At 36.7% G+C, this 14,266-nt stretch carries 16 protein-coding genes; 4 read left to right on the top strand and 12 right to left on the bottom strand.

What is annotated here, in order from left to right:
* Position 1 precedes the first annotated feature (1 nt).
* Both MP477_RS19270 and MP477_RS19265 read right to left on the bottom strand, forming a co-directional pair.
* Positions 2–379, bottom strand: coding sequence for a YchJ family protein (locus MP477_RS19270; RefSeq protein WP_257191669.1), 378 nt, complete (start codon positions 377–379; stop codon positions 2–4).
* A gap of 141 nt (positions 380–520) precedes the next feature.
* Entirely contained in the window at positions 521–2,662 is a 2,142-nt protein-coding gene (locus MP477_RS19265) for a M3 family metallopeptidase (RefSeq protein WP_257191668.1), read from the bottom strand.
* A 560-nt stretch (positions 2,663–3,222) separates the two neighbouring features.
* Between MP477_RS19265 and MP477_RS19260 the strand changes: the two genes are divergently transcribed.
* Complete coding sequence (locus tag MP477_RS19260; RefSeq protein ID WP_230040021.1) at positions 3,223–4,038, top strand: head GIN domain-containing protein; 816 nt, start codon at positions 3,223–3,225, stop codon at positions 4,036–4,038.
* 1 nt (position 4,039) lies between these two features.
* Here the strand turns inward: MP477_RS19260 and MP477_RS19255 are convergent, their stop codons facing one another.
* The 5 genes from MP477_RS19255 to MP477_RS19235 all read right to left on the bottom strand — a co-directional run bounded on the left by MP477_RS19255 (position 4,040) and on the right by MP477_RS19235 (position 8,482).
* Positions 4,040–5,926 (bottom strand): monovalent cation:proton antiporter-2 (CPA2) family protein, encoded by a 1,887-nt coding sequence (locus MP477_RS19255; protein WP_257191667.1) that lies wholly within the window; start codon positions 5,924–5,926, stop codon positions 4,040–4,042.
* Between the two features lie 3 nt (positions 5,927–5,929).
* On the bottom strand, positions 5,930–6,451 hold the full coding sequence (locus MP477_RS19250; protein WP_257191666.1) for an NAD(P)H-dependent oxidoreductase: 522 nt from the start codon (positions 6,449–6,451) through the stop codon (positions 5,930–5,932).
* 198 nt (positions 6,452–6,649) lie between these two features.
* A complete protein-coding gene (locus tag MP477_RS19245; protein ID WP_257191665.1) occupies positions 6,650–7,468 on the bottom strand; it encodes a YgcG family protein in 819 nt (272 codons plus the stop codon).
* The gene (locus MP477_RS19240) at positions 7,449–7,877 is read right to left on the bottom strand and encodes a TPM domain-containing protein (protein ID WP_202271782.1); all 429 of its coding nucleotides are present in this window, start codon (positions 7,875–7,877) and stop codon (positions 7,449–7,451) included. The genes MP477_RS19245 and MP477_RS19240 overlap by 20 nt, the downstream gene beginning before the upstream one ends.
* Positions 7,877–8,482, bottom strand: a complete 606-nt coding sequence (locus tag MP477_RS19235; protein WP_047493113.1) for a LemA family protein — start codon at positions 8,480–8,482, stop codon at positions 7,877–7,879. The genes MP477_RS19240 and MP477_RS19235 overlap by 1 nt, the downstream gene beginning before the upstream one ends.
* Positions 8,483–8,556: 74 nt before the next feature.
* Between MP477_RS19235 and MP477_RS19230 the strand changes: the two genes are divergently transcribed.
* Both MP477_RS19230 and MP477_RS19225 read left to right on the top strand, forming a co-directional pair.
* A complete protein-coding gene (locus MP477_RS19230) occupies positions 8,557–9,060 on the top strand; it encodes a dihydrofolate reductase (protein WP_257191664.1) in 504 nt (167 codons plus the stop codon).
* 164 nt (positions 9,061–9,224) lie between these two features.
* A complete protein-coding gene (locus MP477_RS19225; protein WP_230040012.1) occupies positions 9,225–9,791 on the top strand; it encodes a tetratricopeptide repeat protein in 567 nt (188 codons plus the stop codon).
* 53 nt (positions 9,792–9,844) lie between these two features.
* Here the strand turns inward: MP477_RS19225 and MP477_RS19220 are convergent, their stop codons facing one another.
* The 5 genes from MP477_RS19220 to MP477_RS19200 all read right to left on the bottom strand — a co-directional run bounded on the left by MP477_RS19220 (position 9,845) and on the right by MP477_RS19200 (position 12,989).
* A complete protein-coding gene (locus MP477_RS19220) occupies positions 9,845–10,366 on the bottom strand; it encodes a hypothetical protein (RefSeq protein WP_257191663.1) in 522 nt (173 codons plus the stop codon).
* A gap of 4 nt (positions 10,367–10,370) precedes the next feature.
* Positions 10,371–11,003, bottom strand: coding sequence for a trimeric intracellular cation channel family protein (locus MP477_RS19215; protein ID WP_230040008.1), 633 nt, complete (start codon positions 11,001–11,003; stop codon positions 10,371–10,373).
* A 42-nt stretch (positions 11,004–11,045) separates the two neighbouring features.
* The gene (locus MP477_RS19210) at positions 11,046–11,246 is read right to left on the bottom strand and encodes a four helix bundle protein (protein ID WP_257191690.1); all 201 of its coding nucleotides are present in this window, start codon (positions 11,244–11,246) and stop codon (positions 11,046–11,048) included.
* A gap of 193 nt (positions 11,247–11,439) precedes the next feature.
* Complete coding sequence (gene coaD, locus MP477_RS19205) at positions 11,440–11,904, bottom strand: pantetheine-phosphate adenylyltransferase (protein WP_230040006.1); 465 nt, start codon at positions 11,902–11,904, stop codon at positions 11,440–11,442.
* Between the two features lie 95 nt (positions 11,905–11,999).
* The gene (locus tag MP477_RS19200) at positions 12,000–12,989 is read right to left on the bottom strand and encodes a D-alanine--D-alanine ligase (protein ID WP_257191662.1); all 990 of its coding nucleotides are present in this window, start codon (positions 12,987–12,989) and stop codon (positions 12,000–12,002) included.
* Positions 12,990–13,143: 154 nt separating this feature from the next.
* Here MP477_RS19200 and MP477_RS19195 point away from each other — a divergent pair, with 154 nt between their 5' ends.
* Entirely contained in the window at positions 13,144–14,238 is a 1,095-nt protein-coding gene (locus tag MP477_RS19195) for a PASTA domain-containing protein (protein WP_257191661.1), read from the top strand.
* Positions 14,239–14,266 lie beyond the last annotated feature (28 nt).

The following is a 14,266-nucleotide window of genomic DNA, read 5'->3' as shown; positions in this document are numbered from 1 at the left end:
ATTAATTTAGAAACTCACCTGAAACATAATACCAGCGTTCATGCATTTTCTGGAACATAGAAAATTCATGGTGAATTTGTGGATGTCCGTCTTCATCGGTATAGTACGCTTTAAATTCTACCTGATTTAAGGCGGGCGTACGAATAATTTCCAGTTGGGTCCATTGGTTGATTTCTCCCCACTCCTGAAGATCGCGGGTATTGTGGTATTTCCTTTTTCCCGGAAGAGTGGTTTCCATTAAATAGTCACCATTTGGAATAGCAAATGCCGAAAATCGGGAACGCATCAAAGCTTCTGCAGTGGGAGCATGCTTTTCTCCGGTATGATATGGTTTACAGCATTCTTCGTAAGTTTTTCCTGAGCAGCAGGGACAATCCATATATCTGGTTTTAAATTTGAACCGCAAAAATAATAAATATCAATGGAAACAGGCCCGCTAAAAAAGATGATAAATAAATCTATTGGCTTTACTAACCAAAACATAAAAAAGACGCATTCTTAAAGAATACGTCTGATTGTTTTATTTAATAAACCCTCTGTTTCTCAATAAAGGTTTGATATCCGGATCATGTCCTGTGAAATCTCTGAATGCCTGGTTAAGATCTACAGAATTTCCTACAGAAAGAATATATTTTCTGAATCGGTCGCCATTTTCTCTGGTTAATCCGCCATTATTTTTAATCCATTCCCATGCATCATTATCTAATGTTTCAGACCATAAATAAGCATAATATCCTGCTGAGTAGCCACCGCCCCAGATGTGAGCGAAATAAGGAGTATGATATCTTGGAGGAACGGTTGATAACGTAAACCCATGATTAGTTAAGGACTGTTTTTCAAAATCCAGAACAGGGATCAGCTGGCTGTCATTGGTTACAGAATGCCAATCCATATCTAATGCTGCTGCAGAAACCAATTCTGTGGTCATATACCCTTGGTTGAAAGTAGAAGCCTTTTTAATCTTTTCTACTAAAGCCTGTGGAATAGGTTGTTTTGTTTCGAAATGAACGGCATAATTTTTTAAGACAACCGGATCTAATGCCCAGTGTTCGTTAATTTGTGAAGGGAACTCTACAAAATCTCTCGGTACATTGGTTCCGGAAAGAGAAGGGTATTTCTGACTTGCAAACATACCGTGGATAGAGTGGCCAAATTCATGGAAAATTGTGGAAACATCGTCATAGCTGATTAATGATGGTTTTCCGGGAGCTGGTTTCTGATAATTATAGCAGTTTACAATTACTGGTTTTGTTCCCATCAGATAAGACTGTTCTACAAAGTTACTCATCCACGCTCCTCCATTTTTAGAATCTCTTGTGTAGAAATCCAGATAATAGATAGCAATAGATTTTCCATCATGATCAAAAACTTCATAAGTAACTACATCAGGATGATAAACAGGAAGATCGGTTCTCTTTTTAAATGTCAGTCCATAGAATTTTTCAGCGGCAAAGAAAACACCTTTTTCAAGAACTGTTGTGATTTCAAAATAAGGCTTTATTTCACTTTCGTCAAGATCAAATTTTGCTTTTCTTACCTGTTCAGCATAGAAGGTCCAGTCCCAAGGTTCTACTTTGAAACCTCCTTTTTGCTGATCGATAAGATCCTGAATATCTTTAGCTTCCTGTCTGGCTGTTTCCACGGCAGGAGTTGCCACCTGATTCATCAGTTTCGTGGCAGCTTCCGGAGTTTTTGCCATCTGATCCTGAAGTTTCCATTCAGCATAATTCTTTTTACCTAAAATCTGAGCTTTTTTAAGTCTTAGTTTAGCCAGTTTTTCAATGGTTTCTCTGGTATCGTTGGTATCACCCTTTTCTGCTCTAGTCCATGAAGCTTTGAACAGTTTCTCTCGGGTAGCTCTGTTTTTTAAGTTTTGTAAAAGAGGTTGCTGTGTGGTATTTTGTAAAGCCAAAAGGTATTTCCCGGGCTGGCCTGCAGTTTTGGCATCAGCCGCCGCTGCTGCAATTTCATCAGCCGAAAGGCCATCCAGTTCTTTGGCATCAGAGAAGAAGACACCACCTTGCTTTCTTGCTTCCAGCAATTTATTGGCATATTGGGTAGAAAGAGAAGCCAGTTCCTGATTGAGTTGTTTTAATTTCTCTTTATCCACTGCAGAAAGGTTAGCGCCTGCAATTTCAAAATTTTGTTTATAATATTGTACAAGTCTTTTACTTTCAGAATCCAGACCATCTTCTTTGATGGATTTTATTCTTTTATAAAGATTTTCATTCAGATACATTTTGTCGGAATGTGCAGCAAAAATAGGAGCGTATTCCTCATCTAGCGCCTGCAGTGTAGGATTGGTATTCGCACTGGTAAGATTGGAAAAAACAATTTGTGTCCTTCTCAGCACTTCACCACTTTTTTCCAATGCTACAATAGTATTTTCGAAGGTAGCTGCCGCAGGATTATTTGCAATTTTTACAATTTCAGCTTCATGCTGTTTTAACCCAAAATCAAAAGCAGGCTTAAAATGTTCATTCTTAATTTTATCAAATTCCGGAGCTTCATATTGAAGTTTACTTTTCTTCATGAAAGGATTTGAAGATAAAGAGGGATCCGGTGCAGGAAGTTCCTGTTGAGTATCAGTTTGTTTCATTGTGGTATAAGATTGATTAAACGCCAAAGCAGAAATTAATAATACCGATGAAATATTCTTCATAAAATAGTTGTTATTAAAGCATAAAGATATTAAAAACTTGCATCATAGAAGGTATTTTGTCCCAAATGTATTTATTGAAAATAATGGATAGATATTTTCAGAGCGGGCTACATCTTTTATCTTATGCCTGTTTAACTCATTAAAAATTGAGTCACAAAAGCTTAATGAATCGCTATAAACACTTTAGTTTATTTTAAGATTAAACTGATTGAAAATAAAAGTACACTTAAGCAAAAAATCTTTGTTTTTTTAAAAACTTACGTGAGCTTTAGTGAGCTTATTTTCACAGCCTTATTAAGTGCTCAAAAAACTTTGTGACTTTGACTACGTCGAAATAACATTCATCGACTGAAAGGAGATAATCTTCGATTTGTGGTTAAATAAAAGTGTAAACAGTTTTTCTAAATAAAAGGTAATTAAACAATTGGTAAAATAAACTCATTTATTAATAATTTGGAGAGTGGTTAATCACAGGATTTTAAAGAAGATGTAATATTTTTCATAATTTAGTTGTTGTTAAATAATACGATCGAAATAATAATCTATAAAAATAAATAAACATGAAAAAAAGAACTCTTTTTATTTTTTCCGCCTTAGTGGTATTGGCCTCATGTAATGAAAGACATGAGAAAAAGAACAGAGAAAAAGGCGATTGGGTAGATAAGGTGATCAATAAAGAAAGCGGACCGGTACAGCAGAAAGAATTTAATGGTGATTTTGATGAAATTCAGGTTTCTCAGGCGATTGATGCTGAGGTGATAAAATCTGAAACAGAGAAAGTTGTTATTTCAGCTCCTCAAAGTATCATTAATGAGATTCTTGTAGATAATGAAGGCGGAAAGCTTCATATTCATTATAAACCCGGCATCAGAGTGATGAATATCAATAAGGTGACAGCTAAAATTTATACCAAAGACTTTACAAAATTGATTGCAGGATCAGCTGCAAAAATAGTGGTGAAGGATAAATTTACTCAGGAAAAAACAGATATTGAGATATCAAGTGCTGCCAGTATCTCCGGGGATCTGGAAGCTAATGATTTTGAGATTACAGCAGGCAGCAGCAGTAATTTTAATGGAAAAATATGGGCTGTAAACCTTGATATAGAATCTTCTTCAGGATCAAGTATCGATATTTCAGGTAAAGCTAAGCATGCAGATATCAATTCTTCTTCAGGAAGCAGTATATCAGCAAAAAATGTGATTGCAGATAATGTAGAAGCTGAAGCTTCCAGTGGAGCAAGCGTTGAGATTAGTGCTGTTACAAGTGTTAAAGCAAGTGCTTCATCAGGTGGAAGTGTTGATATTGCTAAAAAAGGCGAACTAAGCAATGTTACTAAAGAAGAAAGCAGTGGCGGAAGCGTAAATATTCACTAGATTAATCCTGGGATTCTTCCTCATCTTCTTCCTCAGCAGATGAGGATCCTTCCCAGTTTTTATTATCAAAATTAAGATTGTCATAAGCCAATAATTCCTCCTCTCGCTGGAGGATTTCTTTTGTTGTAAATAAGGCAATATCGTCATCATCCTTTGCCCTTGCAAGCTTTCTGATAGAAGCCTTATCAATGGCCATAAACCTTTGGCCAAGACGTCTGGCAGCATATTTTCTCATACCTGCTTCATGAAGTACGTCTACAGCCATATCAACAGCGGTACCTAATGTTTCACGATAGATATGATTGATTCCGTTATTGAGGTAATTATAAGCATCAATTCTGTTTTTTGCCCTCACAAAAATTTTCACTGCCGGATAATGCTCACGTACAAGCTCGGCAATGAATTTATTGTCATCAGGATCATCCAGGCATAAAATTAAAATTTCGGCATCTTCAATACCGGCTGCCCTTAAAATAGGAATTCTGGTAGCATCACCATAATATACTTTAAAACCATAGCTTCTCAGCAGCTTTACACGGTCTGAATCCCTGTCCAGAACTGTTGCTGACATTTTGTTTGCTTTTAAAAGACGCCCCACCGTACTTCCAAAATGCCCAAAACCTACAATAATAATTTTCTTTTGGGCCACCTCACTGTCCAGAATATTGAAATCATGTTCTTCCTCAGGAATTTCTTTAATAAATCTGGGGGTAATAAACTTATCATTAACAATAAGAAGAATAGGAGTGATGCACATGGTAATTGCTGTGACAGCCATTAATTGTGCATTCAGCTCAGGGCTTAAAAGATAAAGATCAGAAGCGTAATTGATCAGGACAAAGGCAAATTCTCCCACCTGGGAAAGTGCAAACGCATAGAAAAGGCTTTGTGGAGTATCTATTCTGAAAAATTTTCCAATAGCATATAAAACGATAAATTTTACCGTTACCACTGCAAAGACGGTACTAAATATAAATAAAGGATCCTGCTGGATAATATTAAAATTGATGGTGGAGCCTACACTCACAAAAAATACAGCCAGTAAAAGTCCTTTAAAAGGATTGATCTGTGCTTCAAGCTCATGACGGAATTCACTGTTGGCCAGCATTACTCCGGCAAGAAAGGCTCCCAATGCCGGAGACAGGCCGATAACGATCATCAGCTCAGAAACGCCAATCACTAAAAATAGGGAAGAGGCAGTTAAGAGTTCTGTCATTCCTGATTTTGAAACATAGCGTAAAAAAGGAACAAATACATATCGTCCTAATAAAATAAGCATGGCAACCCCTATAATCACTGTTCCTGCCTGAAGCCACTCCGGAAGCTTTTGAATCAGAATCTGAATTTCATTATCATGATGTTTCGCTTTGTAGTTGGCAATGATGGGAAGTATTGCCAGAATAGGGATCACAGAAATATCCTGAAATAATAATGTAGAGAATGAAGCTTCCCCTGCTGTTGTTTTAAAGTTGTTTTTTTCCTGTAAAGTCTGTAGTACAATTGCTGTAGAAGACAGGGCAAAACACATGGCCACGGCTACGGCCTTATCTACTCTCCATCCCACACTGATGAATATCAGAACAAGTAAGGAAATTGTAAGTGCCATTTGGGTGAGACCCAGGCCCATGATTTTCTTACGCATCTCCCAAAATTTTCGCGGTTCCAGCTCAAGCCCTACCAGAAATAAGAGCATGATTACCCCAAACTCACTGGCATGCATAATATCATTTACATTATTTCCTGTAAGCCTGAGAACATAAGGGCCAATGATGATCCCTCCTAAAATATAACCGATCACAGAACTCAGACCGAATTTTCTGGCCAGTGGAACCATAATAATAGCTACACCCAGAAAAAGTAATGTGTTCATTGCTAAGCTGGATTCCATATTCTATTGGTTGAGAAGTTCTGTAAATTCTTTTTTATGTAAAATGATTTCTTTTTTTGACAGCTTATTGGCTTCGTAAACAATCTTAATATGCTTTATATCTGCTTTAAAGACCTTTAAAGAAACAATCAGTCCGCTGATAAGCTCATCAATGGTGTATTCATACGTTCCTGTTTTGCTGAAAGATCTTTCCTTTCCGCCGGTAGTGATCAGGATGTAAACTTCTTTATTTTCTAAAGGATTGTTTTTTTCCGGTTGAAGCCAGTCTCGATCGAAGACTTCATCAATCCATAATCTTAATAAAGGAGGCATTCCAAACCATATCAGTGGGAACTGAAAGACAAACCTGTCATAATTGGCAAGACGTTTCCTTTCTCTGAAGGCTGCGATATGAAAATCAGGATATTCTTCATAAAGATCTCTTAAGGTATAATGCTGGTGGCGAACGTAGAAATTGATCAGCTCTACATTCGAATTAGAGTGCTCCAGATAGGGATGAGCAAATATTACCAGCGTCTTCTTCATAATCCTGTTTTCAGTAAATATAGTGAAAAAATATTGGATAAAAGGTAGGTTTTAGTTGGATTTATTAATTTTTTAATATGTAAAATGTGGTTTAGTGCTTATAAAAATCAATAAAACAATAATATTTTGAGTTTTTAAACAAAAAAAGTCAGGCCTTTATGACCTGATCTGTTTCTATCTATTGTTTCTGGATTAAAATTACCATCCACCGGATGCACCACCGCCTCCAAAGCTTCCGCCACCGCCGAAGCCTCCAAATCCACCGCCACCGCCGCCGGAACTTCCACCACCGAAGCCTCCGCCACCAAAACTTCCAGGGAATGGGAAGAATCCACCAGGATAGTTTCTGCGTCCTCTTCTTGTGATGATAACGTCATCATCGTCATCGTTGTTGCCTCTGCCGGGGCCACCACCTCTGTTACCAAAGAGAATGGCAATAATGATGAAAATGACAAAAGCAATGAGGAGGATTTTAAATGCACTTCCATTACCGGAAGGGGCTGTTGTTTCTTCAGGCTTAAATTTCCCCTGAACAGCTTCCATAATGGCTGAGGTACCACGGTTGATACCTTCATACCAAAGTCCTTTCCGGAAATTGGGTGTCACAATATAATCCAGAATCTGTCCTGCTACTGAAGCTGTGAGATATTGCTCTACCGCTCTTCCCTGCTGGATAGACATTGTTCTGTCTTCTGTAGCCACCAGGAAAACCACTCCATTATCTACTCCTTTTTTTCCGATTTTCCATTTCTGACCAAACATGGTGGCCAAAAAGTTCACATCTTCTCCTTTGGTAGACTTGATGATTACGACTTCAATTTCCGTTGAGGTAGAATCCGCAAATTTGATCAGCTTATTATTAAGCTCATCCTTCTCCTGCTGGGAGAGCAGTCCGGCTTCATCAAAAACCGGATATAGCACTGCCGGCTTTTCAGGAACAGTATATTGTGCTGATACAAAACTGTAAAAGCAGATCAATAAAAATGAAAATACTATTTTAAGAGAACGTAATTTCATTCGGGAGTTGGTTTGGGTTTTCTCCTTCCACAGGAAAATATTTTTTGAGTTCAAGGCCTGTTTCCAAGATGGCACTTTTTAGCGCCTGGTGATAATTTCCTTTGGCAAATTCAGAGGTTACATAGTCATGCAAATGATCCCAGTAAGACTGCTGTACTTTTTCATGTATCCCGATATCTCCGATAATGGTCAGATATTTTTGTTCGAAATTGATATGAAAAAGCACGGCGTTTCTGTCAGCTGTTTTATCCATACAAAGCTCTTTGAATACCTCAAATGCAGTTTTTGCATTCCGTTCTTCCGTATTGGAGTCTATATGCACTCTTATTTCGCCTGTAGAATGATCTTCTGCTGACTGAATCGCTTCCACAAGGGAAGCGATTTGTTGATTTGTAAGGAAATTACTCATTATTTGAATACCTCAGGTGCTTTTTGAGCTCCTGCTTCAGCTTTGAAATAAGGTTTTTCTTTAAAGTTGGTAAAATTCGCCAAAATATTATTGGGGAAAGTTTTGATGGAGGTGTTGTAATCCTGCGCAGCCTCGTTGTAATATACAGTTTCTGTTCTGATACTGTTTTCAATAGCGGTATATTCTCTTTGGAAGTTGATATACTGCTGGTCTGCTTTTAAATTTGGATAAGACTCCACAACAGCCATCAATCGGCTTAAAGCTCCAGATAATTCTCCTTGTGCAGCCTGGAATTTAGCAATGTCAGCATCTGTCATATTTGTAGGGTCAACATTGATGGAAGTTGCTTTGGAACGTGCTTCAACCACTTGTGTTAACGTTTCCTGTTCAAATTTTGAATAAGACTTAACCGTTCTTTCCAGGTTAGGGATAAGATTGGCTCTTTTCTGATATACGGTCTCTATATTAGACCATTTTGTATTCACCGTCTGTTCTTTGGTTACGAAGTTATTATATCCGCTTTTTCCCCAAAAGAATAGAATTGCAACAATAACAAGGAGGGCAATACCAATAGTTCCGGCGCCCAGACATCCTTTATTTTTCATAGTTTATTTTTTTTTAATTTTTTGTGCTAATCAAATATACAAATTATGTGCTAATTTTGCAGAAAATTATTTGAATGACAACAATAGTGGTGGCAATGGGAGAGAAAAATGAAATTGGTTTTGAAAACCAGTTACTTTGGCATCTTCCTACAGATTTAAAACATTTTAAAGATCTTACCTCGGGGCATCCGATTATTATGGGAAGAAAAACATATGAAAGTATTGGGAAGCCTCTTCCTAACCGTACCAATATTGTTGTTTCAAGAAAGAAAAATTGGTTTGAAGAAGGCATTCTTATTGTGGGCAGTATCAAGGAAGCGGTGAAATTTGCTAAAAAAATAGATGAGGAGGTTTTTATTATTGGGGGAGGTAATATTTATGAGCAGACGATGGATGCTGTAGATAAACTTGAAGTAACCTTAGTGAAAGCTGATTTGAAGGCTGATACATTTTTTCCGAAAATTGATGGGAAGATCTGGAAAAAGACCAGTGAAATCTGTCATGAGAAAGATGAAAAAAACGCCTATGATTTCTGCTTTCAGACATTTGAGAAAATAAAGACCAAAGAGGAGGTTTAAATATTAGCAGTCAGTTTTTGCTTCGCAAATGAATAGGGAATGTCTTTGACTTCTATAAAAATAGACAGGCTAAGCGTCTTGACAATTCATAATTGGCTTTTTGGACTCTAAACCTTAAACTCTAAACCTTAAATTTATTATCTTTGCACTTCTAAAATTTAATAATGAATAAATACATAAAAATTGTAATAGCAGCTCTTCTTATCCTTACAGGAGTTTATATGATGTTTTTTACAAGAAACCTGGGCTGGGGTATTGTTGTTTTTCTTCTTGCAGCATTTCCGATCTTACTTTTCTTTAAAAATGAATATATCCTTTTGGCTTTCTGGCAATTGAGAAAGCAGAATATGGAAAAAGCTGCAGAATGGCTGACTAAGATTACCAACTATCAGGCACAGCTTCACAAATCCCAATATGGATATTTCCATTATTTATTAGGATTAACGCAAGCTCAGGATCATCCTACAAAAGTAGAACCTTTGATGAAAAAAGCATTGGAGTATGGTTTGAATATGAAGCATGACAGAGCCATGGCTACTTTAAATCTTGCGGCATCTGCTATCTCTAAAGGAAGAAGGCAGGAAGGCCAGAAATTGTTGGAAGAAGCAAAAAGATTAGACAGTGCAGGAATGATGACAGATCAGATCAAGATGATGAAAGATCAGTTGAAAATGCCTACTATGCAAAAGCATATGCATAATCCAAATATGAGACAAAGAGGAAAATTCTAATTGATTTTCTGTTTTACCATATAAAGGTCCTGATTCTTTCAGGACTTTCTTTTTTACTTACCAGGAGGTGGAGGTGGAGCTTCCTGCATGAAAAAAGTATCTGTAGGATACATATTTTCTTTGACAAGGAGTAAACGATCCAGTTTTATAAATTTATCACGGAGACCATCGTCGTAAAAGTTACGTTTCTGATTTTTGTAGTGAACAGAAACCAATGGGAAATTACTTTTGTGATCCGGCTTATCTTCTTTATTAAGGTATTTAAGATAATTTTCAAAAGACAGCGGATCGTTTGCTTTCATTTTGTAAATGATTTTAGGTAACGTTTGAGTTCTTTTTCCCCCTGTATCTATCTGAGAATACTTTTCCAGAAACAGACTGTCATTTTGTTTGATAAAAATATATACTTCAAATGCAAAAAAAGTACATGCTGAAAGCTCTGTTTTGACTTTCATGGTATCTCCATTTTCCATTTTTTCAGAGAACTGATAAAGATCTCTATTCAAATCAAATTCACTCTTATGCTGACAAGAGAATAAGGAAAGGGATAAAATGATGAAAAATATGCTTTTCATGAATTTACATTTCCGAATTATGGTCATAGCCATAAAACTTAGGCATCTGCCAGTGATATTTTACGGCAAAAGTTCTGATGGCAACGATCAGTAAAATAGTAAAGATCTGTATAAAAGTATAGGATAGCGGAGTGTATTTTGTCATCAGTAAAAATGCTGCCCCACCCACAATACAGGCGGTAGCATAGATTTCTTTTCTGAAAATCAAAGGAATCCTGTTCAGTAAAATATCCCGGATAATACCTCCAAAGCAGCCGGTAATGGTTCCCAGTCCGATACAGATCAAAGGATGAATACCTACATTCAGCCCTTTTTGAATTCCGATAATGGTAAATAGTCCCAATCCGAAGCTGTCGAAGATAAACAGGGTTACTTTAAAATTCTTTTCAAGAGATTTGAAGACCATTGAAAATATACTGGTAATCAGGATCAATACACACATGAGAAGATCATGCATCCAGAACACAGGGATGTCCAGCAGGAGATCCCTCACCGTTCCTCCACCTACAGAAGTAACAAAGGCAATAATAAGTACCCCAAACGGATCAAGCCGTTTTTGCATCGCTGCAAAACTTCCTGACATGGAAAAGGCAATGGTTCCAAGTACTTCTATGGCGAAATTGAACTGTTCGTGCATATATTATAAGTGATGAGCAATGAGTAATAAAAATTATGCCATTTAAATTTGTGATAGTTTGAACTTATATCTGGTCATGACTTTTACTAATTCTTCACATTCTGTTTTTAAATATAGAATTTTTTCAGGATTTACATATTCTAATTCTTCAATGATCTCAAGCCAAAGCTGATTTTCATCAATTTTTTCAACAACAATACATATTTTAGCAAATTTTTCTTTTTCAGATCTTGCTCTTGAAATAGTTTTGTAATTTACTGATACAGAAATAGTTAATTGTTGTCTGTTTCCTTATTATGGAAAGGCCATCAGAACAGGGTAGTGGAGAAAGTGTTCTAATGATAGCAATAGGACAGTTTTTGGCTCGTTCCCTAAAGATCTGATTAAAACCCCTACTATTAAAATTACTTATTACTCATTGCCAATTACCTATGTTTTATATCTTCACTCTCACGGAATCCGGAACCATCAGTTCGTATTCTCCTCCGTGGGTGATGATTTCTCTTACAATGCTGCTGCTGATAAAAGATTTACCGGATGAAGTGAGTAAAAATACGGTTTCCAGTTTTTTGTGAGCTAATGTCCTGTTGGTATGAGCGATTGCTTTTTCAAATTCAAAATCAGCAGGATTTCTTAAGCCTCTTAGAATGTATTGTGCATTTTTTTCAAAACAGTAATCTACTGTTAATCCTTCAAATGAGTCTACTTCTACATTGGGGAATTCTGCCACAGAGTTTTGAATAAATTCCATTCTTTTTTCTAGAGGGAACATATATTTCTTCTGAGAATTCTGCCCAATGGCAATAATTAATTTATCAAATAGCGGTGCCGCTCTTTCTATAATATCGTAATGTCCTAGTGTAATGGGATCAAATGACCCCGGGAAAACAGCAATTTTCATGTGGTACGAGTTATGAATTTTGAGTGATTTTGAGGTATAAAAGTTTATTCTTATTCCAGTTTTCAACCTCTAATTTTTCAACTTCTTTTTATGATCTATTTTCTTTTATGTAAAGCTTTTTCAACTTCATTTCCGCAAAGATCCAAAAGGGAAATTCCGTAATGTTTTGCCTGTTGGGGAAGAATACTTGCAGGAGAGAATCCTGGGTTGGTATTCATTTCAAGCATGTAGGGAATTCCATCCATTAAAATATATTCGCTTCTTGAAAATCCGCTCATTCCTAATGAATTGTAAGCTCTTTTTGCTATTTCTTCCACTCTCTTTGTGGTTTCCGCATCAATTCTTGCCGGAGTAATTTCTTCTGAAGCTCCTTCATATTTTGCTTCATAATCGAAAAACTCATTGGTAGGTACAATTTCAGTAATTCCCAGTACTATGGTTTCTCCTTTAAAATCTATAACCCCTACAGAAACTTCCATTCCATCCAGGAAACTTTCAATCAGAATTTCATCATCTTCTTTGAAAGCTATTTCTGTAGCAGCAATCAATTCTGACTTTTCTTTTACTTTTGAAATTCCCAGAGATGATCCGGATTGGTTAGGCTTCACAAAAACCGGAAGACCTAATTCTTCTATAATCTTATCAACATTAATGTTTTCTCCTTTTCTTAAATATACACTTTTGGCAGAAGGAATTCCATATTTTGACAATACAGCAAGGGTATCTTTTTTATTGAAGGTAAGAGCACTCTGATAAAAATCGCAACCCGTATACCGCTGGTCTATTGCATCCCAATATGCCTGTAAAATTCCATTTTCACCAGGAGTTCCATGGATAGTATTGAAGCAGACATCAAATTTTAATTTTTCACCATTATCTAAAACTACAGAAAAATCTCCTTTACTGATGTCGTATTTTTTATCATTTTCTCCTAAAAAGTACCATTCATCTTTTAGAATGACTACTTTATATACATCATATAGATTTCTGTCTAAAGAATCATAAATCAACTGTCCGCTTTTTAAGGAAACCACATATTCATCAGAATAGCCTCCCATTACTACGGCAACGCTTTTTTTGTTCATAACCATATAGTATCAATTAAGGCAAATTTAATCATTTTATGCAATGCAATATGGGAAAACTGGAAATTTTAAAATCAAAAATGAATTGTTAAATAAAAAGCACATTCTAAAATTATTAGTTATATTTGCGGTTGTAATAAAAGTATTTTTAAATATGCTTAAATCACTTTTCAATTGGAAAGTTTTACTTAATTTAGTAATAGCCATCGGCATTTTTGTGGGTCTGGTATGGCTCACATTTCGTTGGTTGGAATATCATACAAACCATGGGCAGGAAATTCCTGTTCCTAATGTTGTTAATAAATCAGTGCATGATGCTATTAAAATATTAGATGATACCGGTCTTGAATATGAAGTGGACAGTGCCAATTATGATCCTAAATACAGACCTTTCCAGGTTCTTCAGATTTATCCGGCACCTGGCTCCCGTGTAAAAGACGGAAGAACGGTACGTTTGAGAGTTAATCCAAGAACATGGGCTCAGATTGCTGTGCCTGATGTTATCAATAAATATTCCGGACTGGCCTTCCAGAGACTTGATCAGGTGGGTCTTAAAATAGGAGATACGATCTTTGAACCAAGTATTCAGAAAGATGCTCTTCTCAGAATATTATATAAAGGTAATGCCGTTAATCCGGGAACACGTTTACCTAGATTCTCTGTCATAGATGTTGTAGTAGGAACAGGTCCTATGAGAAATATTTCTATTCCTAATGTAGTGGGACTTTCTGTAAAAGAAGCAAGAGCGGTTATTACAAAGGGAATGTTTGAAGTAGGATTGGTAGAGCATGAAGATGGCAGCAATGATGAATCTGATATCATTTATTATCAGGATCCTGCTGCAGGAGATGTTCGTGACCAGGGCATGCAGATCGATTTATGGGCAAGTAAGCGAACTCCGGCTGAGCTTAGGGCTAAAGTGGAACAGCTGAATTCTATTTACCGTATGAAAGTAGATACTTCTTTGCCACCGGTACGATATGAGGAAGTTCATAATGAACCAAGTTTTGATCCTCCGGTAGCTCCGGCACCGGTTCCCAAAAGAGAAACGCCAAAACCTGAGCCTGTAAAAACAGAGACTCCTAAAACCCAGACTACGGCTCCTAAGTCAACAGCTTCCGGAGCAGAGAAACCTAAAACCTCTGCCGGCAGCCAGGCAACAGGAAGCACAGCTAAGCCTGCTGCTTCTACAAATACAGGGCAGCAACCTGCTCAAAAGCCAAAGGCTAAAAAAGTAGTCGTAGAATAATATCAAACTAGTATAAATAAATACAGGC

It is taken from the genome of Chryseobacterium sp. WG23, from assembly GCF_024586575.1.
Lineage (GTDB): Bacteria > Bacteroidota > Bacteroidia > Flavobacteriales > Weeksellaceae > Chryseobacterium.
This window is presented reverse-complemented; position numbering and strand designations above follow the sequence as displayed.

Coding starts and splice junctions, on each gene's coding strand:
- MP477_RS19270 (WP_257191669.1), bottom strand. CDS start 379: ATGGATTGTCCCTGCTGCTCAGGAAAAACTTACGAAGAATGCTGTAAA.
- MP477_RS19265 (WP_257191668.1), bottom strand. CDS start 2,662: ATGAAGAATATTTCATCGGTATTATTAATTTCTGCTTTGGCGTTTAAT.
- MP477_RS19260 (WP_230040021.1), top strand. CDS start 3,223: ATGAAAAAAAGAACTCTTTTTATTTTTTCCGCCTTAGTGGTATTGGCC.
- MP477_RS19255 (WP_257191667.1), bottom strand. CDS start 5,926: ATGGAATCCAGCTTAGCAATGAACACATTACTTTTTCTGGGTGTAGCT.
- MP477_RS19250 (WP_257191666.1), bottom strand. CDS start 6,451: ATGAAGAAGACGCTGGTAATATTTGCTCATCCCTATCTGGAGCACTCT.
- MP477_RS19245 (WP_257191665.1), bottom strand. CDS start 7,468: ATGAAATTACGTTCTCTTAAAATAGTATTTTCATTTTTATTGATCTGC.
- MP477_RS19240 (WP_202271782.1), bottom strand. CDS start 7,877: ATGAGTAATTTCCTTACAAATCAACAAATCGCTTCCCTTGTGGAAGCG.
- MP477_RS19235 (WP_047493113.1), bottom strand. CDS start 8,482: ATGAAAAATAAAGGATGTCTGGGCGCCGGAACTATTGGTATTGCCCTC.
- MP477_RS19230 (WP_257191664.1), top strand. CDS start 8,557: ATGACAACAATAGTGGTGGCAATGGGAGAGAAAAATGAAATTGGTTTT.
- MP477_RS19225 (WP_230040012.1), top strand. CDS start 9,225: ATGAATAAATACATAAAAATTGTAATAGCAGCTCTTCTTATCCTTACA.
- MP477_RS19220 (WP_257191663.1), bottom strand. CDS start 10,366: ATGAAAAGCATATTTTTCATCATTTTATCCCTTTCCTTATTCTCTTGT.
- MP477_RS19215 (WP_230040008.1), bottom strand. CDS start 11,003: ATGCACGAACAGTTCAATTTCGCCATAGAAGTACTTGGAACCATTGCC.
- coaD (WP_230040006.1), bottom strand. CDS start 11,904: ATGAAAATTGCTGTTTTCCCGGGGTCATTTGATCCCATTACACTAGGA.
- MP477_RS19200 (WP_257191662.1), bottom strand. CDS start 12,989: ATGAACAAAAAAAGCGTTGCCGTAGTAATGGGAGGCTATTCTGATGAA.
- MP477_RS19195 (WP_257191661.1), top strand. CDS start 13,144: ATGCTTAAATCACTTTTCAATTGGAAAGTTTTACTTAATTTAGTAATA.